This window comes from Nonomuraea deserti (assembly GCF_004348685.1).
GTDB classification, from domain to species: Bacteria; Actinomycetota; Actinomycetes; order Streptosporangiales; family Streptosporangiaceae; genus Nonomuraea; species Nonomuraea deserti.
In genome coordinates, this window is record NZ_SMKO01000024.1 from 45,219 (window position 1) to 71,842 (window position 26,624).

General features: G+C 66.2%; 21 protein-coding genes and 5 pseudogenes. 16 read left to right on the top strand and 10 right to left on the bottom strand.

Translation table 11 applies throughout. The features are described from left to right. Positions 1 to 19 precede the first annotated feature (19 nt). From E1292_RS12765 to E1292_RS12810, 10 genes and pseudogenes are all read left to right on the top strand, one after another. Positions 20 to 760 (top strand): dTMP kinase, encoded by a 741-nt coding sequence (locus tag E1292_RS12765; protein ID WP_132595338.1) that lies wholly within the window; start codon positions 20 to 22, stop codon positions 758 to 760. Further along, complete coding sequence (locus tag E1292_RS12770; protein WP_132595340.1) at positions 757 to 1,530, top strand: nucleoside/nucleotide kinase family protein; 774 nt, start codon at positions 757 to 759, stop codon at positions 1,528 to 1,530. Before E1292_RS12765 ends, E1292_RS12770 begins: the two co-directional genes overlap by 4 nt. Then, positions 1,527 to 2,540 (top strand): beta-ketoacyl-ACP synthase 3, encoded by a 1,014-nt coding sequence (locus tag E1292_RS12775; RefSeq protein ID WP_132595342.1) that lies wholly within the window; start codon positions 1,527 to 1,529, stop codon positions 2,538 to 2,540. Before E1292_RS12770 ends, E1292_RS12775 begins: the two co-directional genes overlap by 4 nt. Positions 2,541 to 3,630: 1,090 nt before the next feature. Beyond that, positions 3,631 to 6,312, top strand: a complete 2,682-nt coding sequence (alaS, locus tag E1292_RS12780; protein ID WP_132595364.1) for an alanine--tRNA ligase — start codon at positions 3,631 to 3,633, stop codon at positions 6,310 to 6,312. A gap of 73 nt (positions 6,313 to 6,385) precedes the next feature. Next, positions 6,386 to 6,691, top strand: a complete 306-nt coding sequence (locus E1292_RS12785; RefSeq protein ID WP_132595344.1) for a transposase — start codon at positions 6,386 to 6,388, stop codon at positions 6,689 to 6,691. Beyond that, positions 6,691 to 7,212: an IS3 family transposase gene (locus tag E1292_RS12790; RefSeq protein ID WP_132595346.1), complete on the top strand. Its 522-nt coding sequence runs from the start codon at positions 6,691 to 6,693 to the stop codon at positions 7,210 to 7,212. The genes E1292_RS12785 and E1292_RS12790 overlap by 1 nt, the downstream gene beginning before the upstream one ends. 229 nt (positions 7,213 to 7,441) lie before the next feature. Next, positions 7,442 to 8,482 carry a tyrosine-type recombinase/integrase gene (locus E1292_RS12795; protein WP_220446795.1) on the top strand — a complete coding sequence of 347 codons (1,041 nt, stop codon included), beginning with the start codon at positions 7,442 to 7,444 and terminating at the stop codon, positions 8,480 to 8,482. A gap of 539 nt (positions 8,483 to 9,021) precedes the next feature. Then, complete coding sequence (locus tag E1292_RS12800) at positions 9,022 to 10,353, top strand: site-specific integrase (protein WP_220446796.1); 1,332 nt, start codon at positions 9,022 to 9,024, stop codon at positions 10,351 to 10,353. After that, positions 10,350 to 10,649 (top strand): hypothetical protein, encoded by a 300-nt coding sequence (locus E1292_RS12805; protein WP_132595350.1) that lies wholly within the window; start codon positions 10,350 to 10,352, stop codon positions 10,647 to 10,649. The genes E1292_RS12800 and E1292_RS12805 overlap by 4 nt, the downstream gene beginning before the upstream one ends. A 53-nt stretch (positions 10,650 to 10,702) precedes the next feature. After that, a pseudogene (locus tag E1292_RS12810) lies at positions 10,703 to 10,897 on the top strand (integrase core domain-containing protein); the annotation flags it as partial. An 80-nt stretch (positions 10,898 to 10,977) separates the two neighbouring features. Here the strand turns inward: E1292_RS12810 and E1292_RS12815 are convergent. Together E1292_RS12815 and E1292_RS12820 are read right to left on the bottom strand one after the other, a co-directional pair. Next, positions 10,978 to 12,405 (bottom strand): amidohydrolase family protein, encoded by a 1,428-nt coding sequence (locus E1292_RS12815; RefSeq protein WP_220446797.1) that lies wholly within the window; start codon positions 12,403 to 12,405, stop codon positions 10,978 to 10,980. Positions 12,406 to 12,566: 161 nt separating this feature from the next. After that, a complete protein-coding gene (locus tag E1292_RS12820; RefSeq protein WP_220446798.1) occupies positions 12,567 to 13,649 on the bottom strand; it encodes a ParB/RepB/Spo0J family partition protein in 1,083 nt (360 codons plus the stop codon). A gap of 921 nt (positions 13,650 to 14,570) precedes the next feature. Between E1292_RS12820 and E1292_RS56090 the strand changes: the two are divergent. Further along, positions 14,571 to 15,034, top strand: a pseudogene (locus E1292_RS56090) (transposase); the annotation flags it as partial. Positions 15,035 to 15,173: 139 nt separating this feature from the next. Here the strand turns inward: E1292_RS56090 and E1292_RS12830 are convergent. Next, complete coding sequence (locus tag E1292_RS12830) at positions 15,174 to 16,091, bottom strand: LysR family transcriptional regulator (RefSeq protein WP_181958221.1); 918 nt, start codon at positions 16,089 to 16,091, stop codon at positions 15,174 to 15,176. A 1,270-nt stretch (positions 16,092 to 17,361) separates the two neighbouring features. Between E1292_RS12830 and E1292_RS12835 the strand changes: the two genes are divergently transcribed. Beyond that, positions 17,362 to 18,777 carry an MFS transporter gene (locus E1292_RS12835; protein WP_165974502.1) on the top strand — a complete coding sequence of 472 codons (1,416 nt, stop codon included), beginning with the start codon at positions 17,362 to 17,364 and terminating at the stop codon, positions 18,775 to 18,777. Between the two features lie 101 nt (positions 18,778 to 18,878). Beyond that, on the top strand, positions 18,879 to 19,838 hold the full coding sequence (locus E1292_RS12840; protein ID WP_132595354.1) for an NmrA family NAD(P)-binding protein: 960 nt from the start codon (positions 18,879 to 18,881) through the stop codon (positions 19,836 to 19,838). Here E1292_RS12840 and E1292_RS12845 read toward each other — a convergent pair. Both E1292_RS12845 and E1292_RS53645 read right to left on the bottom strand, forming a co-directional pair. Continuing rightward, positions 19,750 to 21,288, bottom strand: a complete 1,539-nt coding sequence (locus E1292_RS12845; protein ID WP_220446799.1) for an amidase — start codon at positions 21,286 to 21,288, stop codon at positions 19,750 to 19,752. The genes E1292_RS12840 and E1292_RS12845 overlap by 89 nt on opposite strands. 503 nt (positions 21,289 to 21,791) lie before the next feature. Beyond that, positions 21,792 to 22,142 (bottom strand): annotated as a pseudogene (locus tag E1292_RS53645) (alpha/beta fold hydrolase); the annotation flags it as partial. Positions 22,143 to 22,160: 18 nt separating this feature from the next. On the opposite strand from E1292_RS53645, the pseudogene E1292_RS55730 reads away from it, so the two are divergent. Further along, a pseudogene (locus E1292_RS55730) lies at positions 22,161 to 22,313 on the top strand (MarR family transcriptional regulator); the annotation flags it as partial. A gap of 230 nt (positions 22,314 to 22,543) precedes the next feature. Here E1292_RS55730 and E1292_RS12860 read toward each other — a convergent pair. The 3 genes from E1292_RS12860 to E1292_RS12865 form a co-directional block, all read right to left on the bottom strand. After that, positions 22,544 to 22,981 carry a VOC family protein gene (locus E1292_RS12860; RefSeq protein WP_132595356.1) on the bottom strand — a complete coding sequence of 146 codons (438 nt, stop codon included), beginning with the start codon at positions 22,979 to 22,981 and terminating at the stop codon, positions 22,544 to 22,546. Between the two features lie 144 nt (positions 22,982 to 23,125). Further along, positions 23,126 to 23,251: a hypothetical protein gene (locus E1292_RS54860; RefSeq protein ID WP_281284018.1), complete on the bottom strand. Its 126-nt coding sequence runs from the start codon at positions 23,249 to 23,251 to the stop codon at positions 23,126 to 23,128. Positions 23,252 to 23,458: 207 nt separating this feature from the next. Further along, complete coding sequence (locus tag E1292_RS12865) at positions 23,459 to 23,908, bottom strand: winged helix-turn-helix transcriptional regulator (protein WP_132595358.1); 450 nt, start codon at positions 23,906 to 23,908, stop codon at positions 23,459 to 23,461. A 60-nt stretch (positions 23,909 to 23,968) separates the two neighbouring features. On the opposite strand from E1292_RS12865, the gene E1292_RS12870 reads away from it, so the two are divergent. Then, a complete protein-coding gene (locus E1292_RS12870; protein WP_246090085.1) occupies positions 23,969 to 25,375 on the top strand; it encodes an MFS transporter in 1,407 nt (468 codons plus the stop codon). Further along, complete coding sequence (locus E1292_RS12875) at positions 25,372 to 25,854, top strand: pyridoxamine 5'-phosphate oxidase family protein (RefSeq protein ID WP_132595361.1); 483 nt, start codon at positions 25,372 to 25,374, stop codon at positions 25,852 to 25,854. Before E1292_RS12870 ends, E1292_RS12875 begins: the two co-directional genes overlap by 4 nt. Positions 25,855 to 26,112: 258 nt before the next feature. Here the strand turns inward: E1292_RS12875 and E1292_RS51005 are convergent, their stop codons facing one another. Then, positions 26,113 to 26,283: a hypothetical protein gene (locus tag E1292_RS51005; protein ID WP_165974495.1), complete on the bottom strand. Its 171-nt coding sequence runs from the start codon at positions 26,281 to 26,283 to the stop codon at positions 26,113 to 26,115. Between the two features lie 56 nt (positions 26,284 to 26,339). After that, positions 26,340 to 26,474: pseudogene (locus E1292_RS55390) on the bottom strand (LLM class flavin-dependent oxidoreductase); the annotation flags it as partial. Between the last annotated feature and the right edge of the window lie 150 nt (positions 26,475 to 26,624).

The following is a 26,624-nucleotide window of genomic DNA, read 5'->3' on the forward strand; positions in this document are numbered from 1 at the left end:
CGGTGGAGGAGAACACTGGATGAATCATTCTGAGAGTGGTTACGGCGACCTAGATTTCCGGATCGATATGCGACGTCATATCTGGCCTGGGAAACTCATTGCCGTATCCGGAATCGATGCCAGCGGAAAGACGACGTTGATCCGGTGCATCGCGGCAGAGGCAAGGCGCCGCTCGATCGTGGTGCGGCGCTTCAAGTTCCCATCTCGGGAGCTGAAGGACACGGCGCTGTTCCGAGAGTTCGACAGGGATCGCCAGGGCAGTCTGGACCGTGGTTTCATCGACCCGTTCGGGTTGACGCTCGTCCTGATGGGAGACCGCCTGCTCACGCTGCACAATCAGGTGAGGAGTCATCTCCAGGCGGGACACACGGTGATAATCGATCGATATTTGTTCACGACGCTGGTGGAGTTCTTGCTGACGCCGCACTCGGCTGCCGAGCGTCGTGCCGTCTGGAGCTGCGCCGGGCATTTTCCCCGGCCAGATTGCTATCTTTTCGCCGATGTTCCTGTGGAGGTTGCCGCCGATCGGCTGCGGGACCGTGGGGGAGCTGAGGCGGAGTCAATCGATTTGGAAGGCATGTCCATGAGAGCGAAACTCTTTCGTGAATTTGCCAAGTTGAACGACGGCATATCGGTTCGAACGGATATCGGCCTTGCGCATTCTATGAGGGCTGTCAGGGAGCGTCTCATCGCCATTGACGCGCTGCCTTCTCAGGCCTGCGGTACCCGGATAGTTGCGAGCGCCAGGGAGCAGCGATGAGTCACACCGACCGAAGCCAGGACTGGACTCCCGTCGTACTGGACGGACCGCGCCATGAATTTCCCGGCCGCCTCTTGGCCATCGAAGGATCGGACGGATCCGGGAAGTCCTATTTCGTTTCGTGGCTCGTGTCGGCCATGAGTGACGATATCCCGTGCACGCACGTGTTGATGCCGGGAGAGCACATGCGCGCTTATGACCTCTGGCGGGCATGGAGCGACGAGTCTCTTGGGTTCGATCGGAGCCTCATCGACGATGCCGGCCTGAAACTGATGGCGGTCGGCGATCGTTTGGTCCGGCAGCGGGCGATCATTGAACCCGCTCTTCGGCGGGGTCATCTCGTGATCTGCGAGCGATACGCCCTCACCCCGCTAGTATTCAATTCCGAAGCGATGTTCTCGAAGCCGCTGCAGCGACTTTACCGGCCGGACCTCGGGCTGTTGTTTGACGCACCGAGCGATCTCCTTTTCGACCGCGTGCTGCAACGTACTGACTCACCCGTGCACCCGCAGACGCGGCACGACAAGGAGATCGAGGTCAAGCGGTTTCGAGAATTGGCTGAAAAGAACCTTTATTCAGTTGTGGGCACGAGCGCACCCAACGACTTCGAAGATGTCAGACCTCTCCTGTGGGAGATGTTGCGACCGAGGGCAGGCGGGCTGTCACGAGTCTTGGCGACCCCTGTGGACTCCGCGGAGCCGCCACCGCAGGCCGATGCCGATCGTATTCCGCCGGTGCGAACAGGTCTTGGGAGTGTGAAGAACCGATGAGTGATGGCGTCACTTCGGCGAAGGTTCGCAGTCGCGGACGACGATCCGCCCGCATCCTGGGAATCGGCGCCTATCGGCCGAACCGTGTCGTGGGCAACGAGGAGATCAGCAAGTACATCGACTCCGACGATAGGTGGATCCAGACCAGGTCGGGCATCGTCTCGCGCCGGTTCGCGGCCGGCGAGAGCATTCCCGAGATGGCAGCCTGGTCTGCGAGCAAGGCGCTCACTGCCGCCGGCCTCACTCCGAAAGACGTGTCGTGCGTCATCCTCGCGACGATGTCCTATCTGCACCAGGCGCCGCCCGCGGCCGCGGCATGTGTCGCGGAACTCGAGGCGACCGGCGCCGCGGCTTTCGACATCGGAGGAGCCTGTGCGGGTTTCTCCCAGGCCCTCGCGGTGGCAAGCAGTCTCGTTTCTTCGGGGGACGCGCAGTATGTGGTGGTCGCCGGCGCCGAGCGTATGAGCGACATCGTCGACATCACAGACCGGTCTACAGCATTCCTGTTCGGCGACGGCGCCGGCGCAGTCATAATCGGACCTTCGGAGCAGCCGGGCATCGGTCCTGTCGTCTGGGGCAGCGACACCACGCATCTGCACGCGATCAAGCAAAGTGCGTCCTTCTCGGCCTTGAAGACACCGAGTGCTGTCCGGTGGCCCTACCTGGAGATGGCAGGGGTGGAGGTGTTCCGGTGGGCGATCAGTGCACTCGCGGATGTCATCCGTGAGGCGTTGGACGCCGCAGGCCTCGAGCCCATCGACATCAAAGCGCTCGTACTGCATCAGGCGAACGTACGGATCATAGAGAGCATTGCGAATCAGCTCAAACTGCCGGCGTCCGTTGTCGTGGCGCACAGTCTCCGGGAGGACGGCAATACGTCGGCGGCGTCTATTCCGATGGCACTGGAGGCATTGTGTGCCACCGGAAAGGTCCAGTCCGGCGACTTGGCGTTGCTGGCCGGGTTCGGCTCCGGGCTCGGCTACTCAGCTCAGATCGTCACCGTTCCCTGAACTCGCTCCCGCACAGACCATGCGATCCGAGGGGACGCGGGCGGGAAGGCGGACGCGGACCTTCTCCGGACGCCGACGTAGGGCCGGAAGCCTTCCGCCGCGTCCCGACTGTCGGCGGCGCTGGACTCTGACAGTTGGACGCCGGTGCTGGCCAACAGCCTGGGCCGCGTAGCCACCACCGCCCGCCCGGCGTTCGGATCCCGAGCGGTGCAGGTTCTTGAACGGCCGGACATGGATGGACGGGGATCCCGGCTGATCATCGCGATCAGGACTGGTGTCTGGCCGCTGACGGAAATCAGGATGCGTGTCCCAGTGCGTGCTGAAACAGACTTCGGGTGAGCTTCTGCGAAACGATGACGCGGTTTGCGGCAGATTGGGCAGATGGCGATCTGCTCCGCCGCATGGCGGCGCGCAGATGCCAGGCTCTGCGCAGCTGAATGTTGCCGCCATGAAGCTTGTACCTGCCGCTCCACCACAGATCAGCACCGTTCGGGCCGGGCGTGGACACCGATCGGTACGCACCATGGTCTCGTCCAGGTATAGGTGCAAGACCTCGGTGGTCTTGGCCTGCTCCAGTGCGGTGTGCAGGTCGGGAGCCCGGGCGGCCAGTGCATCGATCCCTTCATGCAGGTAGGCGTAAGCGGTGCTCTTGCCGATGTCGTTGTCGACGGCCAGGTCACGGACCCGCGTGGTTTCGATGGACCAGCCAGCACCAGCACGGTCTGCTTGGACGGGCCAACGTCGGCGTTCCAGTCCTGGTGTCGATCGCGAACCGGTGAGCTGCCAGTTCGGCGGGGAGGAACTCGGCGGTGGATCGGCTGACCGCAGAGTCGCGCTTTTCGATTATCGGGTATCGGCGTCGGCGGTCGCCCGAAAGTAACACCAGTCGCGGAGGCCTACACGGAAGAGCTCATCATTCAGCCCACAGTCGCGTTACCGCATCCGCCTTAATCCGGGAGACCTAACCAGTTACGATACTTCGAGTCTAGACTGCCCGATGACACATGGCATTGTGTCACACGACGGGAAATCCACGACGAAGCCGGGCGACCGCCACAGGTCGCTCGGCGACATGGAAGGACGAATGCTGATGAGGTCGGCGGAAATCCGCAAACGCTGGCTCGGCTTTTTCGAGGAACACGGGCACACGGTCGTGCCTTCGGCATCGTTGATCGCGGACGACCCGACCCTGCTGCTGGTACCTGCGGGCATGGTACCTTTCAAACCATACTTCCTCGGCCAGGAAACGCCACCCTTCCAGCGGGCCACTAGCATCCAGAAATGCGTGCGCACCCCGGATATCGACGAGGTCGGCAAGACCACTCGCCATGCCACGTTCTTCCAGATGTGTGGCAATTTCTCGTTCGGCGACTACTTCAAGAAGGAAGCGATCACCCTCGCCTGGGAACTGCTGACCTCCCCGCAGGACGCGGGCGGCTACGGCATGGATCCCGAGCGGTTATGGATCACCGTCTTCCACGAAGACTCTGAAGCCGAGGCGATCTGGCGCGATGTCGTCGGCGTCCCGCCGGAGCGGATCCAACGCCTGGGCATGGGGCCGAACTTCTGGTCCATGGATGTGCCCGGGCCCTGCGGACCCTCATCAGAGATCTGTTACGACCGCGGCCCGGAGTTCGGCGCTGAAGGTGGCCCAGCCGTCAACGACGAGCGCTACATCGAACTGTGGAACCTCGTGTTCATGCAGTACGAACGAGGTGAAGGTATCGGAAAGGAGGACTTCGAGATCCTCGGGGAGCTGCCGGCGAAGAACATCGACACCGGTCTTGGCCTCGAGCGGCTAGCGATGATCCTCCAGGGCGTGAACAGCATCTTCGAGATCGACACCTCGCGTGCCGTCATCGGCAAGGCGACCGAGCTGACCGGAGTGCCGTACGGCGCGGATCCGAAATCAGATGTCTCGCTCCGCATTGTGTCGGACCATATGCGGGCGTCGGTAATACTGGTCGGAGACGGGGTCACGCCCGGCAACGAGGGCCGCGGCTACGTGCTGCGCCGGATTCTACGTCGCGCCATCCGCAATATGCGGCTGCTCGGCTCCACCGGGCCGGTGGCCGGAGCCCTGCTCGACGCCGTTCTCGGCATCATGGGTGAGCAGTACCCCGAGCTCCTGGCAGACCGTGCGCGCATCGAAATCGTTGTGCGGGCCGAAGAAGCCGCATTCCTCAAGACACTGAAAACCGGGACCGCCATCCTCGACGAGGCGGTCACCGAGACCAAACGCCGCGGTTCCTCAGTCCTGGGCGGCGACCAGGCCTTCATGCTGCACGACACCTACGGCTTCCCCGTCGACCTGACTTTGGAAATGGCGGCCGAGCAGGGCCTGCAAGTCGACGAGGGCGTTTTCCGACAGCTCATGAAACAGCAACGTGACCGGGCCAAGGCCGATGCCCGGGCCAAGAAGGCTGGCCACGCCGACCTTTCCGCCTATCGGGAGGTCGCAGACCGCGCCGGGACCGTCGAGTTCACCGGATACGAGTTGCTGGAGGATGAGGCCTCGGTCGTCGGTCTGCTGGTCGACGGCGTCCCCTCGCCCGCGGCGTCCGAGGGCGACGACGTCGAGATCGTCCTGAGCCGGACGCCTCTCTACGCCGAGGGCGGCGGCCAGTTGGCCGACTACGGCCGAATCCAGACACACTCGGGCGCGATCGTGGCCGTGCACGACGTGCAGCAACCGGTACCCGGCGTCCTGGTGCATTCAGGTACTGTGCTGGTCGGCGAAATCACACTCGGCTCGACGGTGCTCGCGACGGTCGATGTCGAACGCCGTCGTGCCATCTCCCGTGCGCATTCGGCGACCCACCTGACGCACCAGGCGCTACGCGTCGCGCTCGGTCCGTCGGCCGCGCAGGCCGGCTCGGAGAACTCCCCCGGGCGGTTCCGCTTCGACTTCGCCTCACCGTCCGCGGTGCCCCACTCCGTGCTAGCGGACGTCGAGCAGGAGATCAACGAAGTGCTGGCCCGCGAGCTGGAAGTGACCGCCGCGGTGATGACCATGAATGAGGCCCGCAAACAGGGTGCCGTCGCGATGTTCGGCGAGAAGTACGGGGACCGGGTGCGCGTCGTAACCATCGGCAACTATTCCAAGGAACTGTGTGGCGGAACGCATGTCCGCAACACCGCGCAACTCGGCTTGGTGAAGCTGATGAGCGAGTCGTCCATCGGTGCGGGCGTACGGCGGGTCGAGGCACTGGTCAGCGTAGACGCTTACCGTTTCATGGCACGCGAGCACACGTTGGTGAGGCAGCTGACCGAGTTGGTCAAGGGCAGACCGGAGGAACTGCCAGAGAAGGTCGCTGGCATGATCACGCGGATCCGGGACGCAGACAAGGAGATCGACCGCTTCCGGCTGGACAATCTCATGCAGGCGAGTGCGTCGCTGGTGCAATCGGCCGAGAACGTCGGCGGCGTCGCGCTGGTCGCCGCGAAGGCGCGAGACGGGATCGTGATGGACGACCTGCGGCGGATGGCACGGGATGTGTGTGCTCAGTTCACGTCCACGGAAGCCGCGGTCGCCCTATTCTCCGTCAAGGACGGTCGACCGTTGTGTGCGGCCGCGGTGAATGAAGAGGGACAGGCGGGCGGATTGAAAGCCGGCGAGCTGATCCGTACGGCGATGACGGTTCTCGGGGGTCGCGGAGGGGGCAAGGACAACGTGGCGCAGGGAGCAGGCACCGACACGAGCGCTGTGGACCAAGCAATCGCTGCGGTGCGCCAGGCTATCCTCACGCAGGGTTTGTCTCAGGGTCTCTAGTGTGATGGTGTGCCCCGGGTTGGGTGGAGGTGGGTTACTGGATTCTTGTGCCACTTGATGAGAGGAAAGTGGCATGGGACGACGGGGCTACCCGCCGGAGTTCCGGCGCAAGGTACTGGACCTGCTCGAAGCAGGCCGCGCTGCCACCGAGCTGGCGCATAACCTGGACATCAGCACGCAGACGATCTACACCTGGCGACGCCAAGACCGTATCGATCGCGGCTTGGAGCCGGGCCTGACCAGCGGCGAGAAGGCCGAGCTGGCGGCCGCCAAACGGCGCATCGCCGGGCTGGAGACCGAATTGCAGGCCACCCGCCGGGCCATCGAGCTCATTCGCGAGGCGGCGCCCCCAAAAGACGGTTCGCAGCCATCGTGGTGATGGCCGGCGAAGGCATCCCGGTCGAGGTCGCCTGCCACGTGTTGAACGTGTCGGTGTCCGGCTACTACGCCTGGCGGGTTCGGCCGCCCTCGCCACGGGCCATCCGGCACGCCTGTCTGACCGACCTGATCCGGCAGATCCACCAGGACTCGCGCGGCACCTATGGCGCCCGCCGGGTGTGTGCCGAACCGGCCCTCGGCCACCAGGCCACGGTCAGCCACGGCGCGGTGGAACTGCTGATGCGCCGGGCCGGGCTGGAAGGCCTCAGCCGGCCTGAGTGGCGGCTTGCCAAGCCCGACCAGATCGCCACCGACCTGGTCGACCGCGCCTTCACCCGAACCGGGCCCGACCAATTGTGGATCACCGACATCACCGAACACCCGACGCACGAGGGCAAGGTGTACTGCTGCGTTCGCGCTCAACACCAGGCCCGAAAGACGCTCGGATGGAAGACACCGGCAGAAGCGTTCAGCGAGCATCTAGACTTGCTGCTGAGCAGCAGTGTTGCGACGACTGATTGACTCCGAGCAAATTCGGGTCCTGGGCCTTCACTCAGCGGGCCAGGGGCTCCGGACTGCTGCCGTCGATGGGCAGCGTGGGGTCCTCCCTCTTAACCGGCTAACACCTATGTTTCCCCAGATCAGCGACACGCCGTGATCTGTTACCTGCTGGCCGGATGGGGTCATCGCGGGTACATCTGTCCTCATGATCGAACAGGGACTCCGGCTGGAGGAGCGTGAAGGGAGCTGGATGCTGGCCGGACCCTCCGCCGGGCAGTTCGTCCTGGTCGATGAGTATCTGGCGTATCTGGCAGACCGGAACTACTCGCCCAAGACCGTCCGCGCCTACGGCTATGACCTGCTGGCATTCTGCCGCTGGCTGGCGACCGAGGACGTGTCGCTGGGCGAGGTGACGACCGAGACGCTGCTGAAGTTCCTGCACGCCTGTCGCGAGGCCAAGGTCCCCGGGCGTCGCGGCGGCCCGAACGTCGTCACCTTGTCAGGCCGCCGGATGGATCAGTACGCCGCCACGACGATCAACCGGCGACTGGCGGCCATCTCGGGGCTGTTCACGTTCGTCACGATGCGCGACCCGGAGTCCATCAACCCGGTCCCGAAAGGACGCGAGGCGCGCTGGCGGGTGGCCGGCGAGCGGTCCGGGATGCTCGCGCACACGATCCGCCGCCCGAAGAATCGCTCCTCGCTACGACTGCGCGAGCCACGGCGCCTGCCCAAGGCACTGTCCCAGGCCCAGGCGGCCGAGTTGCTGGCCAGCTTCCACACCTGGCGCGACCGAGCGATCGCGGGCCTGATGCTGTATTGCGGGCTGCGCTCGGCCGAGGTGCTCGGCTTGAACGTCGCCGACGCCGACATCGGTGGCCGCTGGGCGAGCGTGATCGGCAAGGGTGATCGGCAGCGGCGCGTCCCGTTGGACGCCGACGTCGCCTCGGTCATCCAGGTGTATCTGCTGGCTGAGCGTCCCGAGTCGACCGAGCAGCGGCTGTTCCTGGTGGCCAAGGGCCCCAACCGAGGACGACCGCTCACAGCGGCCGGGCTGCGCACGATCTTCCGCTATCACCGAGCCGTCAGCGGGATCACCGCAGGTCATCCCCACGCGCTGCGACACACCTTCGGCACCGCACTGGCCGAAGCCGGAGTCGACCTGGCGGTGATGCAGGCGTTGCTCGGTCACGCGCACGTCGACACCACCGCCCGCTATATCCATCTGGCACCCGCCCACGTGAAAGCCGAGTTCGATGCCGCACGCAGCCGCATCCGCGCCCAGCAATAGCCTGCACGCCGATTACCTGGACTATCTGCAGCGGACCGGGCGAGGCAACCGTCCCTATCAGCAGGCCGCGCGAGTGTTCTTCGAGCGTTGGCCCGACCCCGGGTGCTGGGCCGCGGAACCGTTGGAGATCCGCTTGTCGGCTGATGCGCACACGCGGCCGATCATCACCTTTCTCATGCTGCACCGCGGACTACGACCCGGCTACGACTACCTGCTGGAACGCAAACTGTCCACGTTCTGGCGAGAGATCGAGGACTCGCCCATCGCTGCGGGAGTGCAGCGCTTCATGACCGCCGCCGAGGACCTCGGCTTCTCCTTGCGCGTGCGTCTGGCCACCGGCTCTCAGGTGCCGGCCCGGCTGCTCATCCAGGCCGGACGCCCTCTGGAGCAGCTCACCTTGGACGATCTGGAAGAGTTCGCCGCCGCCTGCGCCGCGCGCAGCGCCCGCACCGGCAAGGACCACCGTCACTATCTGTCCGCGCTCAGCCAATGCCCAGCGGGTCCTGTTCCACCTGGGCATTATCGACACGCTGCCGACGATGGGCGGGCCGGTCCCCTTCGAGCAGCGGCTGGCCGAGGTGGCAGAACCGATCCGCACCACGATGATCGCCTACCTGGAACGCAAGCGCGCCACCTGCCAGCCCAAGACCGTCTCCGCGATCGCCACCCGGCTCAAACACTTCGGCCTCTTCCTCACCCACATCGATCCCGGACTCACCCCGATCGCCCAGCTGGACCGCCAGCGTCACATTGAGCCCTACCTCACCGCCCTGGTCGAGGCCGTCAACCCCAAGAACGGCGAAGTCATCACCGTCGCCGACCGCTCCCGCCGGGTGATCGCGCTGACCGGCTTCCTCACCGATATCACCGAGTGGGGCTGGGCTGAGGCGCCCGCCCGCAAGCTGGTGTTCCGTGATGACAACCCCAAGCTCCCGCAGGTGCTGCCCCGCTACCTGCCCATCGATGCCGATCGCCGCCTGACCGAAGAGCTCCGCGACCGTCCCGGCAACCAGCTGGCCGCCTGCGCCCTAAGATTGCAACGCGCCTGCGGGCTACGCATCGGAGAACTCCTGGACCTGGAACTCGACTGCGTCCACGAGGTTCCCGGCCATGGCAGCTGGCTGAAGATCCCGCTCGGGAAGCTGGAGACCGAACGCATGGTCCCCCTCGACGAAGAGATCCTCGACCTGATCGACCACACCATCGAGCTCCGAACGCACGGCAGACCCATGCCGCATCCCCGCTACCGACGTCCCGCGCAGTTCCTGTTCACCCACCACGGCCGCCGCCTCGGCCAAGGAGCCGTCCGCGCCGAACTCGATCGCGCCGCTCACCAAGCCGGACTCGGTCACATCACCTCCCACCAGCTCCGCCACACCTACGCCACGGCCCTGGTGAACGCCGGGGTCTCGTTGCAAGCGCTGATGGCGTTGCTCGGACACGCCTCCGCCGAGATGAGCCTGCGCTATGGACGACTGTTCGACACCACCATCCGCGCCGAATACGAACGAGCCCTCGACCTGGCCAAACAACAAGCCCACACCCCGGCCCCCGGCCGTGTCCACCTGCCCCTGGCCGACATCACCGGCGGCAAGGACTGGAAAGACACCCCGCTGATCAAATCCAGAATGGCCGGCGGCTTCTGCCTACGCGCACCCGCCCAAGGCGCCTGCACCTACGCCAACATCTGCGAACACTGCCCCAGCTTCCACACCGAACCCAGCTCGCTGCCCATCCTCGCCGCCCAGCGTGTCGACGCAGACGCGCTCGCCCAAGACGCCGAAAATCGAGGCTGGATCGCCGAAGCCGAACGACACCGCCGGCTCATCACCCGACTCGACCACCTGATCAGCGAGGCCCACGCCGGATGACCAGCAGCGACACCCTCCACCGCGTCGAGAAGGCATGCGCCCAGCTCCACCGCGACGGCCAACCCGTCACCTTCATCGCCGTCGCCCACCTCACCGGGCTAGGCCGCACCACCCTCTACCGCAGCGCCACCCTCCGCGCCGTCATCGAGGAGAACCGCCGCCGCGCCGCCACCAACGGCACCCTCACCGGCCTCCTGGACGAAATCCGCACACTCCAAACCGCTCTGGAAGCCGTCGCTGCACGCGTCCGGCACCACGAAGAGCAACTCCGCCGACTTACTACTCGGGTCGGCTGAAAGCGTTAACCGGCCAACGCCCAGAACCGGCTTCATTAGCCGGATAATGCTTCGACAACGCCATGATGGAGTCGTTCTGGTCCCGGATGCAGGTCGCACTACTCGACCGTCAGCGCTGGAACAGCCGCATCGAGCTCGCCAACGCGATCTTCGAGTACCTGGAGATCTGGCACAACCGGCAACGACGGCACAGCAGCCTGGGCATGCTCACCCCGATACAGTTCGAGAACACGTCCACCGTGGCATGACAATCCAGCACCGCGACTCCACCCCACCCGGGGCACACCACCTCCACCGAACCCGGGGGCCGGTCAAATCAAATGCCCCCTTAGTTCGATGTTGCGAGCAACGACAGTTCCCCGAGGCCAGCCCGCCGAGCCAGGCGGTTAGCCAGCTTGCGCGATTCGCTAACCAAGGCGGGCACATCGACGCCCATTAGCTCGCCGTCGGCGACCCTTCGCCGTCCCGCCACCCAGACGTCTTTCACTTCGCGAGGTCCCGCGCAGTAGACGATCGCCTGGAACGGATCGTGGACATTGGCGAGGGCTGGCGAGCCGCCGTCGAAGACAACCAGGTCGGCGGCCTTTCCGGGTTCCAATGAACCGACCGCGGTTTCGAGGTGCAGCGCGGCGGCACCCTCGATGGTCGCCATGCGGAAGGCCTCACGCGCGGTCAGAGCAGCAGGGTCGAGCTGATCCAGCCGTTGGAGGAGAACGCCGGTCTTGATCGCTTCCAGCATGTCCTGGCGGTCGTTGCTGGCTGGGCCGTCAACGCCGAGCCCGACATTGATCCCGCTACCGCGCAGCCGTGAGACCGGGCATACCCCCGACGCAAGGATCATGTTCGATACCGGGTTATACGCTACGCCGACGCCGTGCGATGCCAAGAGGCGGATGTCAGTATCCTCGAGCCAGACGCAGTGTGCTGCGAGTGTCGGCAAAGCGAACAGTCCGTTCTGTGCGCAGTACGCGATCGGGCTCATATGTCGGGACTCTCGGATGAACTCGATCTCCTCTCGTGTCTCATGAAGGTGGATGTGGATTCCGTCTGCATTCAACGATGCGAAGTCAACCGACCGTGCGAACATCGAAGGGGCTTGCGCAGCCACCGTCGCCATTCCGACGCGGAACCGGCACAGCGTACTGGCGGCCGCGGCCTCACATAGCGCGGCATGTTCGGCGAACACATCCTCCACCGGAGTCCCTGGCCGCCGATCACTCGCGCCATAGGAGACGATTCCCTTCAGGCCCAGTTCCTCGAGGCCCTGGACAACTCCAGGCGTGACGGACGTCGTCCTCGGGTCACAGACGAACATGTCGTTCGTCAGCGTGATCCCGGTCCTCAGCATCTGAACACCGCCGAGCAGCGTACCGATGAAGGCGCTTTCCCGGTTGAGGTGGGGGGCGACGGCGTCGATCAGGACTCGAAGCCAGTCACCGAGAGCGAAGTTCTCCGCGATTCCTGTCACGAGGGCTTCGGAGAAGTGCCCATGAGTATTGATGAATCCGGGGGTGACGATATCGTTGGACCCGCCGAGAACGGGACAAGAAGGAAACCTGCTGGACAGATCGTCGAACGACCCGATGTCTGCGATCGTGTCGCTCACCACGCGCACGGCGCCATCTGAAATCATCTCGGGTTCTGACGCTGTCAGGACGTACTTGCCGCGAATCAGGAATCCAGCATCCGACTGACGGAGATGGGCGGTCCCCTCCGAAGACATCGTCGGATGCAGGCGGTCGGACCGTTCAGTCATCGAATTCCCTCCATTCCCCATGCCATGTCGGAGTCAGTCTGATTTTCTATCGGCGATGCGGGACATCGGAGATCTACGCCTCCCTCGATGTCGCGCCATCTGGCGCTTCGCCCTCACTGGCCTTGAGCCCTCGCGGGGCAGGCCTCGAAGCCGCCGAAGCTTCAGAGCCCGGACGCGCCCCGGGCCTTGCTTTCGGGCATGAGTCGAGCGGACCCTTCCAGTTCCTGAGCGAACTCGTCCCACAACTGCGCGTACCGTCGAGCGAGTTGCACCAGGATGGGCACACTGTGCGAAGGCACCGCCGAGGCGAGAGAGGCCGATTCCAACAGGCTTGATGCGTTCGCCTGCAACACTCGGAGAAGCTGGCGTCCGGCCTGCTTGTGGCGCATGGAAGGATCGCAGGCGAGCTTGGTGACGATGCTGACCGGATCCACCGCCGTCGACAGCGAGGCCCGCAGCGGGCGCGACTCCGAGCGGCGCCTGGCCGACGACACCCTGGAGTCTGGTCGGCTTTCGTCGCACGCGTACGGTTCCGGTATCGGGTCTTCGCCTCGTGCCAAGCGGCGGCGGACATCGGCCACCGTGTTCGGCGATATCCCAGAAATCTTGGCCACCTCCCGCAGCGATGACCGCGGTTGGTCCTCCAGCATCTTGGCGGCCTTCAGCCGACCTTCCACCGTGCTCAACGGCCGGGTTCTGCCGTCTCGTCCCACTCGAGCGGACGGCAGCGATGACACATCCTGGGCCATGTGCCGCATCTCTGCGACGATCTTGGCCGCCATACCGACGACCTCGGCGATCGCCCGATCGGACATCTCAGGGTGCGACGTTATGATGCGTGCCGCGGCCGCACGCCGGTCGGCGCGCGACAGAGGGAGGCCATGCTTCACATTCGCCTCGACGGCGCAGAGGAATGCGTCCTCAGCAGTTCCGTCTAAGAACTCGACATTGATGGATTCTTTCCCGTTGAGCACCGCTGCCATGAATCGATGGGCACCGTCGACCACTTCCATCGTTCGCCGGTCCACGAGGATCGGCGGGAGTTCGACATCGATCTCCGCGAGGCGCGCGACATGCTCCTCGTCCCTTCCTCCCAGGCGTGGAGATTGCCCCAGCGAGAGGCTGGCCAGGGGGACAACCCAGGGCCCCCGGCCTGCGGAAAGGTCGTCGATCGCGACACCGCCGGAAGGGGGCATCGATTCTTCGTAGAGAGCCGATTTCGACATCGCTTTTACCTGATTCAAGGCTGCAACCCCTCATCAATTGATCTCGCAAGGCAGTTGCACAGCTCTCCGCCTCACGACGTACACATGCACCGGTCCGTGCATGAACCGGTGGATTCTTAGTTCACTGAACTGACCTCTCATGCCCGGGCAGTCGCATTCTTACGCGCAGTGGAAGCGTAATTCTCGGTCGTGGTCGGTTCACCGGAGGACGGCCACCGCGGGGCAGCCAAGTCGTTTATTGGCATCGTCGAATCTTTCGGACAATACTCGTTCTTACAGATGATTATCGTCTGTAATCCTCTACGATGTGAAAGGGAGGAAGAGGAGGAACCTAGGCAACTCCTGAAACGCGTGATATGAGCGCGAGGCGTCCGGCCGCACTGTACCGCTGCCACGGGCACCGTGCCGCTGGGCGGCATCATTGACCGGCTCACCCTCGCACATTAAGAGATGTCGATATCGATCCGCTTTAGAGTCGCTTTAGCTTCGATTCTTCGGGATTAAGGTGCGGTCGGTTGAACGGCCCGGCTGAAGGTCGAATGTGCGCCGCGGTCAGCACGCTGGCCCGGCTGTCACGCCGGGTGGGCGGGGTTCTGCGCCGGATGTAATCGACGAATGTTCGGCAAGACGCGGCGGCAGACCGCCTACTACGCCTGCCTGCCCGCCCACGGTTACCGGCCTGATGGGCACCCGCCGACCATCTACGTTCGCGAAGACCACTGGGAGGGATTCAGGTGTGAACCCCACCGCATGAACGCAGCCGCAGAGCGGGCCCCCGTCCACCTCCCCGGGAACCCGTGGTCGGGGCGGCCCACGCGCGGGCCACCCCGGCCCGGCGCACCGATCCGTGAAGGAGACCACACGGTGACCTCCACCGACACCGCCCGCTGGCGGCACATCGAGATCGTCCTGGACCGCTCCGCATCCATGCGTTCCATCTACACCGGCAGTCAGAACCTGCTCTACCGGTACATCAACCAAGGCCGCGTCGAATGCGACCGGCCCGCGATCTCGCCCAAGCGTCTGGCCGGCCTGCTCCTCAGCGCACCGGGCAAGGTCACCGGCCACCACGCCGAACGACTGGATGCCGCCATCGCCGCCTGCCACGAGATGACCATGCTCGCCGGACTCGTCCGGGACTTCGCCGCCCTCCTCGACCCCCAGCAGGGCAACGACCAGCTCCTGACCGCCTGGATCGAACAAGCACGCCAGGTCGACCTGCCCCACCTGCACGCCTTCACCCGCGGACTGGAATACGACCGGGCCGCCGTCAACGCCGCTCTCACGTCCCGTTTCACAACGGCGGCACGGAAGGCGTCAACACCAAAGCAAAAATGATCAAGAGGCAGATGTACGGGCGAGCCGGCTTCGCGCTCCTCCGCCACCGCATCCTGCTCGCCTAACCACGGTCGGTCACCACCGAAAGTGGGCCAGAGCCAGTGACCGTACAGACCCCGCCTGGGGCATCGACGTCGAAGTCGTCCCACGCCGCTCCCACCAGCCCGGCTTCCACGTCGTCAAACGTGACCGTACAGACCCTGATCACCAGGTGGCTGTGGCGGTTGGTCCGCCCCATTCGTCGACGAGTCGCTTGGTGGTTTCGCTAAAGGCCTGGACTCTGGTGGTTTCGGCGTTCGTGCGCCAAACCAGTCCGAATTCGAAGGGTGGCGCATCGGTCATCGGAATGTATGCGACATCGGTCCGGGGATGGTAGCGGGTGTTGTGCGCTGCCACGGTGCAGATGCCCTGGCCAGCGGCGATGAGCGTCATCAGTTCCTGGAAGGTGCGGACCGCTGGTCCCCGATCGATCGGTTGACCGCTGGGGGTTGTCCAGGGCTGGTAGCTCTCCAGCCACTGTGAGGGTGGTGACCCGGCGGGGCGGAAGATGCGGTCGGTGGCGAGATCTTCGAGCGAGACTGTGTCGTTGCGGGCCAGAGGGTGTTGGGCCGAGACTGCCAGAACGCACGGCTCGACGATGACGACCGGTCCGGTCGTGATGCCTGGCTCGGTCACCGGAAACTGGGTCAGGAGCAGATCGAACTCGTTGTCCCGCAGCGGCCCGCAGGGGTCGGCGACCTCCGTCGTATGAAGCTGGATCTCCAGGTTTGGCTGGGTGGATCGAAGCGTGTCGACGATGTCGAGAAGGACCCGGCCGGCGAGCGGGCCGAGGAACCCGACATCGAGCACACCGCTGATGCCGCGGCCGGCTGTCTGCGCCCGAGCGATGCTGTCGAGGACCGACTGGTGGGCCGGAGCCAGATCGGCGAGGAGTTGCTGACCGATCGGGGTTAGGCTCACCCGGCGGGTGGTCCGGTCGAACAACAACGCGCCGACTCGCCGCTCTAGCTTCTGGACCATACGGCTGACCCGGGCCTGGGACAGTCCGAGCCGCTCTGCGGCCCGGCCGAAATGCAATTCGTCCGCGACCGCCAGAAATACCTCGATTTCCTGCCAGTCCATCACACCTCGATCCATTACGACGGCCTATCGATTGTGTCAGTTCTCGCTGCCGCATATCGACGCCGACGGCTGGATAGTGAGGTCACGGCCGGTGGCCGAATCGAAGAGGCGCGGCAACTTGGCCGCGCCGGCGGAGCGAACGAGTCTCGCGACGAGCAAGGTGCTGGATGTGTCATGTCTCTGGGGGGGTTGCAAGCGGACGAATGATCGGAAGGAGGAGCCTATGGGGGACGGCGGGGGACAGCTGCACGAGTGGTACGCAGGAAACTGGTCTGACGGCGGTCGACCTCGGCGTCGGGCGGGAAGCCGCGACGGTTGGGGCGATTCTGATCGGAGGCGTACCTTGACCTCGGCTTGCACCCATGGGGCGGCACGCCGTGGCCCGGCGTCGCGAGCTTCGTTGCAACCCACCGAACCAAGGAAGATCTCCTCGGCGACAACAGCGGGACGTTCGCCTCCGATGGGCTCTCAGCCGCAGCCCGGCGTGTCAAGGATGGCGCAGAGGACAAGGACGTCACGTCCCCTTGCCGACCCACTGATCGACTGCCCGGTCTGTCGGCCCTGACCGAGGTGCTGGATGCGTTGCTCGACCCGCGTAGCCGCCGGGGACGCCGCTACTGGCTCGACCCGCTGTTGGCGTTATCGCTGCTCGCCGTACTCGGGCGGCGCGACATCTCTGGCGAAGATCACCCGGTTCTTGCCGGATATGAACAGAGCTTCGGGCCTGGGCTGGTTTGCCCGGCACGCTCCGGCTGGCCGCCGGCACTCTCCGGCGGCTGCTCGCCCGCCTGGACGGCGACGCTTTCGACACCGCCACCTGCGGCTATCTGGCCGTGCTCGCCGACTGTGCGCCGCCCGCCACCACGAGCAGTCCGCCCTCAGGCCGGCTCCCGCTCGCCGGGCCTGGCCGTGGACGGCAAGCTCCTGCGCGGCAGCCGCACCCCGGACGCCACCTTCCATCTCTCTGAAGCATGTCCATCAATCGAGGGCTCCCCGACCCAGGCCGGTCACGATTCATGCAGCCTCGACATTGATCGTTGCATGGATCGGTATTGATGGCCGATCTCGTCTCCGATCACACTGCGTAGGCAGGGATTTCGGCGTGGCTGGGGAAGCCGATCGCGCCGGAGGCTGAGGAGGGACGGGATGATGCTATCGGTACTCCGCGTAGGGAAAGCGGGCGTAAGTTGATCAGACAAACCTCGGGCTCGCACAGGGTGATGCCGGGCGCCCCGAGTCCCGTACGGGTCTGGCGGTCCCCGTGACACATGTGATCAGGAACCCGATCACCACGTCGGATGGGCTGCGGCTGTCGCAGCCTGCCGGTCGGTGGGTGGTCGTGGCCACAGCGCTGGGGGCGGGACTGGTGCTGTTGGAGACCACCGTGCTGAATGTCGCGCTGCCTGAGATAGCGCGCGGCCTGGACACAGGCATGGCCGGTATGCAATGGACGGTGAACGCGTTCGCGTTGGCGCTGTCGGGCCTGATTCTCTTCGGCGGCGCGCTAGGGGATCGGTACGGGCGACGGCGGATCTACCTGGTCGGCCTCGCTTTGTTCGCGATCGCCTCGCTGCTGGGCGGCTTCGCCTCGAGCATCGGCTGGGTGATCGCCGCGCGGACGCTGCAAGGTGTCGGTGCCGCGTTGCTCGTCCCGGGGTCACTGGCACTCATCCAGGCTGTGTTCCACCCAGCTGATCGGGCGCGGGCGGTCGGCGCCTGGTCGGGCATGAGCGGGATGGCCGGGGCGGCCGGGCCGCTGCTCGGCGGCGCGGTGGTCGATGTCGCGGGGTGGCGTTGGGTGTTTTGGATCAACGTCCCGATAGCGGCCGTGGTGGCGGTGCTGATGATCCGTCACGTCCCTGAAACCCGCGATGCGGCAGAGCCTGGCCGCCTGGATGTGGCCGGGGCCGCGCTTGCGGCGATCGGCCTCGGTGGCCTGACCTACAGCCTCACCGACGCCTCCGGCGGCTGGCCGCTCGCTGGAACCGCCGCCGCGATCGGCATGCTCGCAATGGTCGCCTTCGTGCTGGTCGAGCGGCGCGCTGCGGCGCCGATGCTGCCGCTGGGGCTTTTTTCCGTCCGGGAGTTCAGCGCGGCGAACCTGGCGTCGTTTTGCCTATACGGTGCAGTCGCCGGGCTGTTCTTCCTTTTGCCCATGCAGCTTCAGATCACCACCGGTTACTCCCCGCTGGCCGCCGGGATGGCACTGCTGCCGATCACCATAGTAGTGCTCATTCTCTCGCCCCGGATGGGCACGCTCGTCACCCGCGTCGGTCCCCGCATCCCGCTTACGGTCGGCTCTGTGGTCTGCGCGATCGCCGCATTGCTGGCGGTACGGGCCGGCCCACACGCCTCCTATGTGCTCGATGTACTGCCGGCCGTCGTCGCCGCAGGCCTGGGCATCTCAGCGATCACCGCCCCCATCAGCGTTACCGTGCTGTCTGCCGTGCCGGACAGCCGCGCCGGCATCGCCAGCGGTGTCAACAATGGAGTTGCCCGCGCGGCCGGACTGCTGGTCGTGGCCGCGCTTCCGCTGCTGGCGAACCTGCCCCAAGACGCCGCTCACAGTCCGGGGGCCCTGAGCCAGGGGTTCGGTGTGAGCATGCTGATCTGCGCCGGGCTATTCCTGCTCGGTGCCGTGGTGGCCTGGTGCGGGATCGGGCGCTCCGGTCGGCTCGCCGGATAAGCCCGCCACCGGCACTGCACCCTCTCCGTCCCCACGCTCGAACCGCCGCCGTGAGGCTATGCCTTCGCCGCACCGGCAGCTCCTACGTACCAAGGGAACCAATGGCACCCGTTACCGTCCTCGTCATCGGCGCCGGCGGAGCCGTCGGCTCCGCGCTCATCGACGTACTCATCCCCGACCATCGGGCGGGTCGGCTGCGCCTCGTTGCCGCCGCCCGCCGTTCTGAAAGCATCCGCGCGCTGTGCGAACGCGGCATCGAGGTACGCACTCTGGACCTCGACGAAGCGGAGGCGGCCGGACTCGGCGCGATCCAGCAGGTGTTCGACGGGATCGATCGGCTGTTCCTGCTGACCGGCTACGACGTCAGGATGCTCGCCCAGTCCAAGGCCGCCGTCGACGCCGCCATGGCCGCAGATGTCTCCCACCTCGTCCACGTGGGAGTGAGCGCCGCCCCAGACACCACCATCGTGCATTTTGCCTGGCATCAGCTCATCGAGGCCTACATCGAACGCTCCGGACTGGGCTACACCCATCTGCATCCGGCAAGCTTCATGCAGAATCTCCGGCTCGGCATTGAGGAACCTGGCGTCCTGACCCACTTCGTCGGTGATGCGCGACCCAGTTGGGTCGACGTCGGGGACATCGCCGCCGTCGCGGCCGCGGTGCTGTCCGACCCCGCACCGCACGACCATCGCTCCTACAACCTCGCCGCCGAGGCAGCATCCCTCTACGAAATCGCCGACCTGTTCACCGAGATCACCGGACGGCCCTGGCGCTACGAGTCGGCCGAGCCCGAGGTCTTCTACGAACGGATGACCGCTGCCGGCGCCGACCCGATCTACATGGCCTGCGTTCGCAACGTCTTCGAACGCACCAGGAACGGTTCTCTCACAGACCCGCCCATCACCGACGACATCCACCATGTGACCGGCCGGCCCGCCACCTCCCTACGCACGTTCCTGCAGCGTGCCTCTAGTTTGGGGCTTGGAAGCCGCCGATCTTCTGCTCGAGCAGTTCGGCCAGCCGCAGCGGGGTGCGGTCCTCGAACATCGGGCCGATGAGCTGCACTCCGACCGGCAGGCCCTCGGGGGATCGACCCGCTGGTATGGCGGTGGCGGGCAGACCGGGCATGGTGGCCAGACCGGCCCAGACGAGCTGGTCGAAGTACGGGTACTCGACGCCGTCGATGTCGATCCGGCGTTCCAACAGATCGGGGTTGTGGTCGTGTGGGAACGCGGGAGTGGGCGTGATCGGGCACACCACGGCGTCGAACTCGGCGAAGAGCTGCCGCCAGCTGTGGCGGTGGAGTTCGCGACGGTTGTTCGCCTCCATCCAGTCGCGGTGGCTGAACACCATGCCGCGCAGCCGCGCCGCGTCGAGACTCTGGTCGTCTGCGCTCAGTCCGGCTGCGCGGGTCCGCAGTTGCTCGTACGCTTCCACGGGAAAACGTGCAATGGAGCCCGAGAACAGCAGCTGCGTGTAGAGCGTCGCGGCTTCGGCCTGGTCGGGCAGCAGCGGAGTGTGCCGTTCGACGTGGGCGCCGCCGTCGGCAAGTGCGTCGGCCACCCGGTTCACGCCGGCGCGCACAGCGGACCCGGTCGGGATGAGTGGATGCTCTTCGAGGACCAGGACCCGGAAGTCGCTCAGCCGCTGGTGGCGTGCGGGCGGCAGGGTCAAGTCGTACGCCACGCCGAGCGTCAGCGGGTCCGGTCCGGCCATGACGTCGAGCAGGAGCGTGAGGTCGCGGGCAGTGCGCGCCATCGGGCCGACGACGGCGAGGTCGAGGTCGACCGGCAATGCCGGCGTGGCTGGCGGGACCATACCGCGGTTCGCCGCCAGCCCCAGTGTCGGCTTGTGCGCGTAGACTCCGCAGAAGTGCGCGGGGGTGCGCAGCGAGCCGCCGATGTCGGAGCCGATGGACAGCGCGCCGAATCCGGATGCCAGGGCCGCCGCTGATCCGCCGGAGGATCCGCCCGACGTGCGAGCGTGATCCCACGGGTTGTTGGTGGTGCCGTAGATCTCGTTGAAGCTTTGCAGATCCTGCAGCCCCAAGGGCACATTGGTCTTACCGAGCACCACCGCGCCTGCGGCCTTGAGCCGCGACACCTGTACCGCGTCCTCGGCCGGCATATAGCTCCGGTACTGCGGCATGCCCCAGGTCGTGGGCAGTCCGGCGATGTCGTAGGACTCTTTGACGGTCACCGGAATGCCGAGCAGTGGCCGGTCCTCGCCGCGGGCGCGCGCCTGGTCAGCGCCGCGGGCGGCGGCCCGTGCACGGTCGAGGTCCGGCACACAGATCGCGTTGATCACCTTGTCGTCCTGCTCGATACGGGCGATCGCCTCGTCGGTCAGTTTCGCCGAGGTCACTTCGCCGGCACGCAAGGCAGCCGCGAGTTCTTCGGCCGCCTGAAAATTCCATTCCATGATTTTGACTCTAACGGCATGCCGCAGACGCTCGGGCTCGCATAAGTCGCCCGCATTCGCCGGAAAAGTCAAAACGGCCACCTTCACTGGCACTCGTTCTGCCGTCCAAAGTGACTAACCACAGGTCAGCAGGGTCGTCAGCGGGTCGACTCCACTGGCAAGGGCACGAAACTCTGCTTAGTGCAACGAGATAGAAGTCTCAATTATCAACACGTTTCTCGCCGTTCGCAGACTATTCGCTCGACCGCTGGCCACAGCGCGCGGGAATTGTCCAGTAGGCCGGGTAGCTCATTTTCAATCCGCGGCATGCCGCAGATCAGGCGGCCAGGTCTACCTCCTTCAGGAGGGGATCGAACGGGTCGGGCTGGCGGCGGAGGTCGTCGGTGGCGTAGGCGCCGAAGCGGCTGATGTGGGCCCGCAGGTAGGGGGCGATCTGGCCGAGCTGGTCGGCGGTGATCTGCCAGCCTTCGGCGAGGGTTCGGAGCCGGAGGCCGAGCCGAAGTGGCGATACCAGCCCAGCCAGTGGGCGGTGCGGGCGACGATCGACAGCAGCTGCCGTTCGGGCATGCGCCGTTCGATCTCAGCCGCCAGGGCGCGACCGCGCCGAGCCCGATGGAGATCCCCGACCCAAAGTCGCCGCCCTGCGCGCCGTAACGCTCGTACCCGAGACGGCGCATCAGCTCGGCCCAGGCCTTCGCGACCCGGACGATGTCCCAGCCGCGCTCGCGGGTCGGCCCGGAGAAGCCGAAACCCGGGATGGACGGAATCACCAGGTGGAAATTTGCGCCAGTATTCGGCCAGTTCCTTGAGCCGCGCCAGGGGGAAGCCGTAGTCCCACCCGGCGCCGGCGACCTCGTTGGGCCAGCGGGTGCGGAAAGCCGGTCGACCAGGTCGTCGAGGTCGGCCTGGGGGTTCTCGTCCGTCGGCGCCGCGGCTACCACTACCGCCTGCGGGCGACGCTGGACTTTGGCCCGGCCAGCCAGGCCGCGCTGGGCCGCCGTAGTGGCATCCACCTCAGCGACATGGTCGCGACGATCAACGAACTCGCCGAGCGTGAACTGGTCGAGCGCGCCCAGGACCCCTCCGACCGGCGGCGCAACATCATCTCGCTGACCTCCGCGGGCAAGCGCCAGCTACGGCGACTGGAGAAGCAACTGGCCGAATGCCAGGACGAACTGCTGGCTGTCGCCCGAGGAGCGACAGCGGCTGACCGAGGTGCTGTCCAGGCTGTTGGATCACCACAACCGGCGAATATGCCCTTGTGTGGGCTGGCCCCCATCCTGGCCGCCGCGCAGCGCTGCCGATATGCGGCACAGCACGTACCACTTCGCCTGCCTGCCACTCAGTCGAGGCAGAATTCGTTGCCCTCAACGTCCTGCATGACCAGGGTGGACTCGTTCTCCTCGTCGGCAGGCAAGAGCCGCACGCGTACCGCACCGAGCGGGATCAGTCGCGCGCATTCGGCCTCGAGGGCCGCCAGGCGCTCTTCACCGACCAGCCCGGCACCGGCCCGCACATCAAGGTGCAGTCGATTCTTGACGGTCTTACCTTCGGGAACGCGTTGAAAGTACAGCCGCGGTCCCGCACCCGAGGGGTCGCTACATGCGAACCACGAATCGCGCCGCTCCGGCGGCAGCGACTCATTGAAGTCGTCCCAACTGGCAAACCCCTCTGGTGGCGGTGGTGCGATGTATCCCAGCACCTCACACCAGAAACGACCGACGCGCTCTGGTGATGCGCAGTCGAAGGTGACTTGAACCCGCCTGACTGATGCTCCCACGGACCAATGCTCCCACGTGATCCAGCGGGGGCAGATCTCGTAGCCCAGGCGAACGCCGGGCTCACCGCGCACAGCTCCGTCGCGATCCCTGGGCGCGGTGGCCAGCCCTCGACCACCCGGCGTACACCCTCGGGGACGGCACCGTCAGCGGGCGCGCACCGGGGGAGAGAGTCCGGCCAGCAGGTAGCGGTGCTCACGCTCGGCCCCGTCCAGCCGCAGCGCGCGCGACCGCGTCCAGCACCTCGGCACGGCGGAGGGTGCTGATCTCACGGCCCCTGCCCGAGCCAGGTATACCAGGGCACCCGGCCCCGGCCGGCACCGCCACGTCCTCCCGCCGCAGCCGGGCCAGCCGCGACGGGAGAGCTCGCGGATCTCGGCGCTGCGCTGCCACGCCAGTGGCGAGAGCTGGGAGATGTCCGTGGCCACATCGCATAAAGGCGGACCCACAGCAGTGCCCCGGGGCTCAGCGCTTCGGTGTCACCGTGCCATGGCCTGGAGTTGGTGCTCTTCCTCGGCGGTTCTGAGATCGAAGGCGGAGCGAGCGGTGGAGATCTCCTGCTGGTGCTCCTCGGTCCAGATGACCAACGACTTGATCACTTCGTGCAGGGACATGCCGAGCGGGGTCAGCTCGTATTCCACCCGTGGTGGCACCACCGGATAGACGGTCCGATGAACCAATCCATCCCGTTCAAGCTGGCGCAGGGTGACGGTGAGCATGCGCTGGCTCACGCCGTCCACAGCACGACGCAGCTCGGTGAACCGCATCGTCCGCCGGTCGAGGAGGGCGATCACCAGCAGCGACCATTTGTCGGCGACGCGGTCGAGGATGTGCCGCACGTCGCAATCCGCCCGTACGTCCCACTGTCTGGCCAGGTCATCGTCGGTTCCCGTGCAGTAACCCGGTGCCTTTGAAGTGCCGTCTTCCATGGCTCCCCTTAGTGACGCATGATTCCTTCGTTACCAAACGGAACCATGAAAGAGATTCGCGTGTCTACCACCGTTCAATCCGCGACGCCGTCGCTGCGCCTGACACCACGGGCCTGGGGCATGCTGTTCGTCCTGTGCGGGGCGATCTTCCTGGAGGGCATCAACGTCGCCATGCTCAACGTGGCGCTGCCGGCCATCCGCACCGACCTGGGCCTGACCACCGGCGAGCTGCAGTGGGTGATCAGCGCCTACGTCCTGGGCTACGGCGGGTTCATGCTGGTCGGAGGCAGGGCCGCCGACCTGTTCGGCCGCCGGCGCATGTTCCTGGCCTGGCTCGCGATCTTCCTCGTCGTCTCCGCCCTGGGCGGGATGGCTGGCGAGGGCTGGATGCTCATCGCCGCCCGTTTCGTGGCAGGCGTGGCCGCCGCGGTGATGACCCCGGCCGGACTGTCGATCATCACCACCAGCTTCGAGGAAGGGCCGCAGCGCAACCAGGCGCTCCTGGTCTACTCCGGCACCGCGGCGGGTGGCTTTTCGCTCGGGCTGGTGCTCGGTGGCTTGCTGGCGGCCGTGAACTGGCGGCTGGTGCTGTTCGCGCCCGCCGTCCTGGCCCTGATTATCCTCGTGCTGGCGGTCCCGCTGATCCCCCGCACGTCGGCGGAACGTTCCAGCGACCGGCGCGTGGACGTGCTCGGAGCGGTCACCATCACCGCGGCCATCATGCTGCTGGTGCTCGGCGTTGAGGGGGCCGCCCACGCCAGCGCCGGCTGGACCGCCGCCATCATCGCCGCGGGGCTCGCCCTCATCGCCCTGTTCGTGGTGATCGAGCGCAGGTCGTCCGCCCCGCTGCTCCGGCTGGGCGTCCTGCGCTCCGGCCCGCTTGTGCGGGCCAACCTGGCGGGACTGCTGTTCGCCGGCGCCTTCTTCGGCTTCCAGTTCATCGCGGTGCTCTACCTGCAGGAGCTGCGCGGCTGGAGCTCCCTGCAGACCAGCCTGGCCATGCTGGCCATCGGCGCGGACGCCATCCTCGCCCCGACCCTGACACCCCGGCTGGTCAACCGCTTCGGCAACGCGAAGGTTATCGTGGCCGGGCTAGTGCTCGCCCTGCTGTCCTATGTGCTGTTCCTGCCGATCGGGATGGACACCGTCTACCTCGCGATGTTCCCCACCATGATCATCCTTGGGGTGGCGTTCGCCCTCGCCTACGGGCCGCTGACCATCGTCGCCACCGACGGGGTGGCCGAGAGCGAGCAGGGACTGGCCGGCGGGCTGCTGTACACCTCCTTCCAGTTCGGCGCCGCACTCGGGCTCGCCGCCAGTACCGCCGTCATCGTCTCCACCACGGCCGGCGCCTCCCCAGCCGACCTGCTCGACAGCTATCGCGCCGCCCTAGCCGTCCCCATCGCCGCCGCCCTCCTGGCCGCCGCCATCAGCGGCCTCGGCCTGCGCAAGGGAGCCACCCGATGACCGCCACCGTCACATCCTTCGCCAAGATCGAAAGCGAGTTCAACGCCTACATCGGCACCACCGTGTACGCCACCATGGTCACCATCGACGCCAGAAACCGCCCCCGCACCCGCATCCTCATCCCCATCTGGGAATGCGTGGACGGCCGACCGCGCGGCTGGCTGGCCACCTACCGGACCCCTGTCAAGGCCGCCCACCTGGCCCGCAACCCGCACACCTCCTTCTCGTACTGGAAACCGGGGAACAACTCGGTCGCCATCGAGGCCGAGGCCACCTGGGCCGAAGAGTTGGAGGTCAAGCGTCACGTCTGGAACCTCTACCGTGCCACCAGCCCGCGTGGGGCAGGCTACGACCTCGGCAACTTCTGGCGATCGCCCGCCGACCCCAAGCTCCACGTACTCCGCCTTGACCCCTGGCGCATCCAGGTGATCCGCGGTATGGACCTGCGCAGCCGTATCTGGACAATGTCAGAGGCGTGATCCGGCCGCGCGGATGAGCTGCCCCGGTACTCATCGGCGATGGCGACCGCGCTCAGCCCGGGAAGATGCTGCTGGACCAGCAACAACCCGGCGCTCACCGCGCTGGCCGGACGCGGCGGAGGTCCAAGCCGCCTGCGCCGCGTCCGGTGAGTGCACACGAGCACTTCCCGGACAGGGCCGACAGCTCCCGTTGAGGACCCGAGGTCAGTCAGATGCTGGGTCAGGCCCTGGCGGGGAAGCGCACCTCCATCATCACTGTCAGATGGCGATGAGGATGGCGCGCAGCCGCTCATCCTCGCGGATGATGCTGTCCGCGACGCCTGAGCCGACGATGCGGCGGTCCTGCTCGGCGAGTTCGGCGACGTCGGGGTCTGTGATGGCGAGCAGGGCGAGTGCGGCGGAGGGGGCCTTCTCGGGGTCGGCGACCATGCGTTGCAGGCCTCCACCCGCTCGCCGCCGCTCCCGTACGGGAGTCTGGCCGCCTCGAACTCCTTCCTGGCGTGGCCGGCGCCCAGCCCCAGTTCCAGGCGGCCGTCGGTGAGCAGGTCAGTTGTGGCGATGTCGCGGGCGGCCAGGGCCGGGCCGGTAGAAGTTGGCGTTGAGCATGAAGGTGCCCGCACGCGTTCGGTGGCCTCGGCGGCCAGGTCCAGTCCTGCCGCTCGGCGGGCAGGTGCTCCCGCATGCCGGCGCGGGCCCGCTGCAGCGCGCTGTTGACGGAGTTGACGGAGTCCCCGAGGAGTTCCGCGACGTCCTTGGCCGGCCAGCCGAGC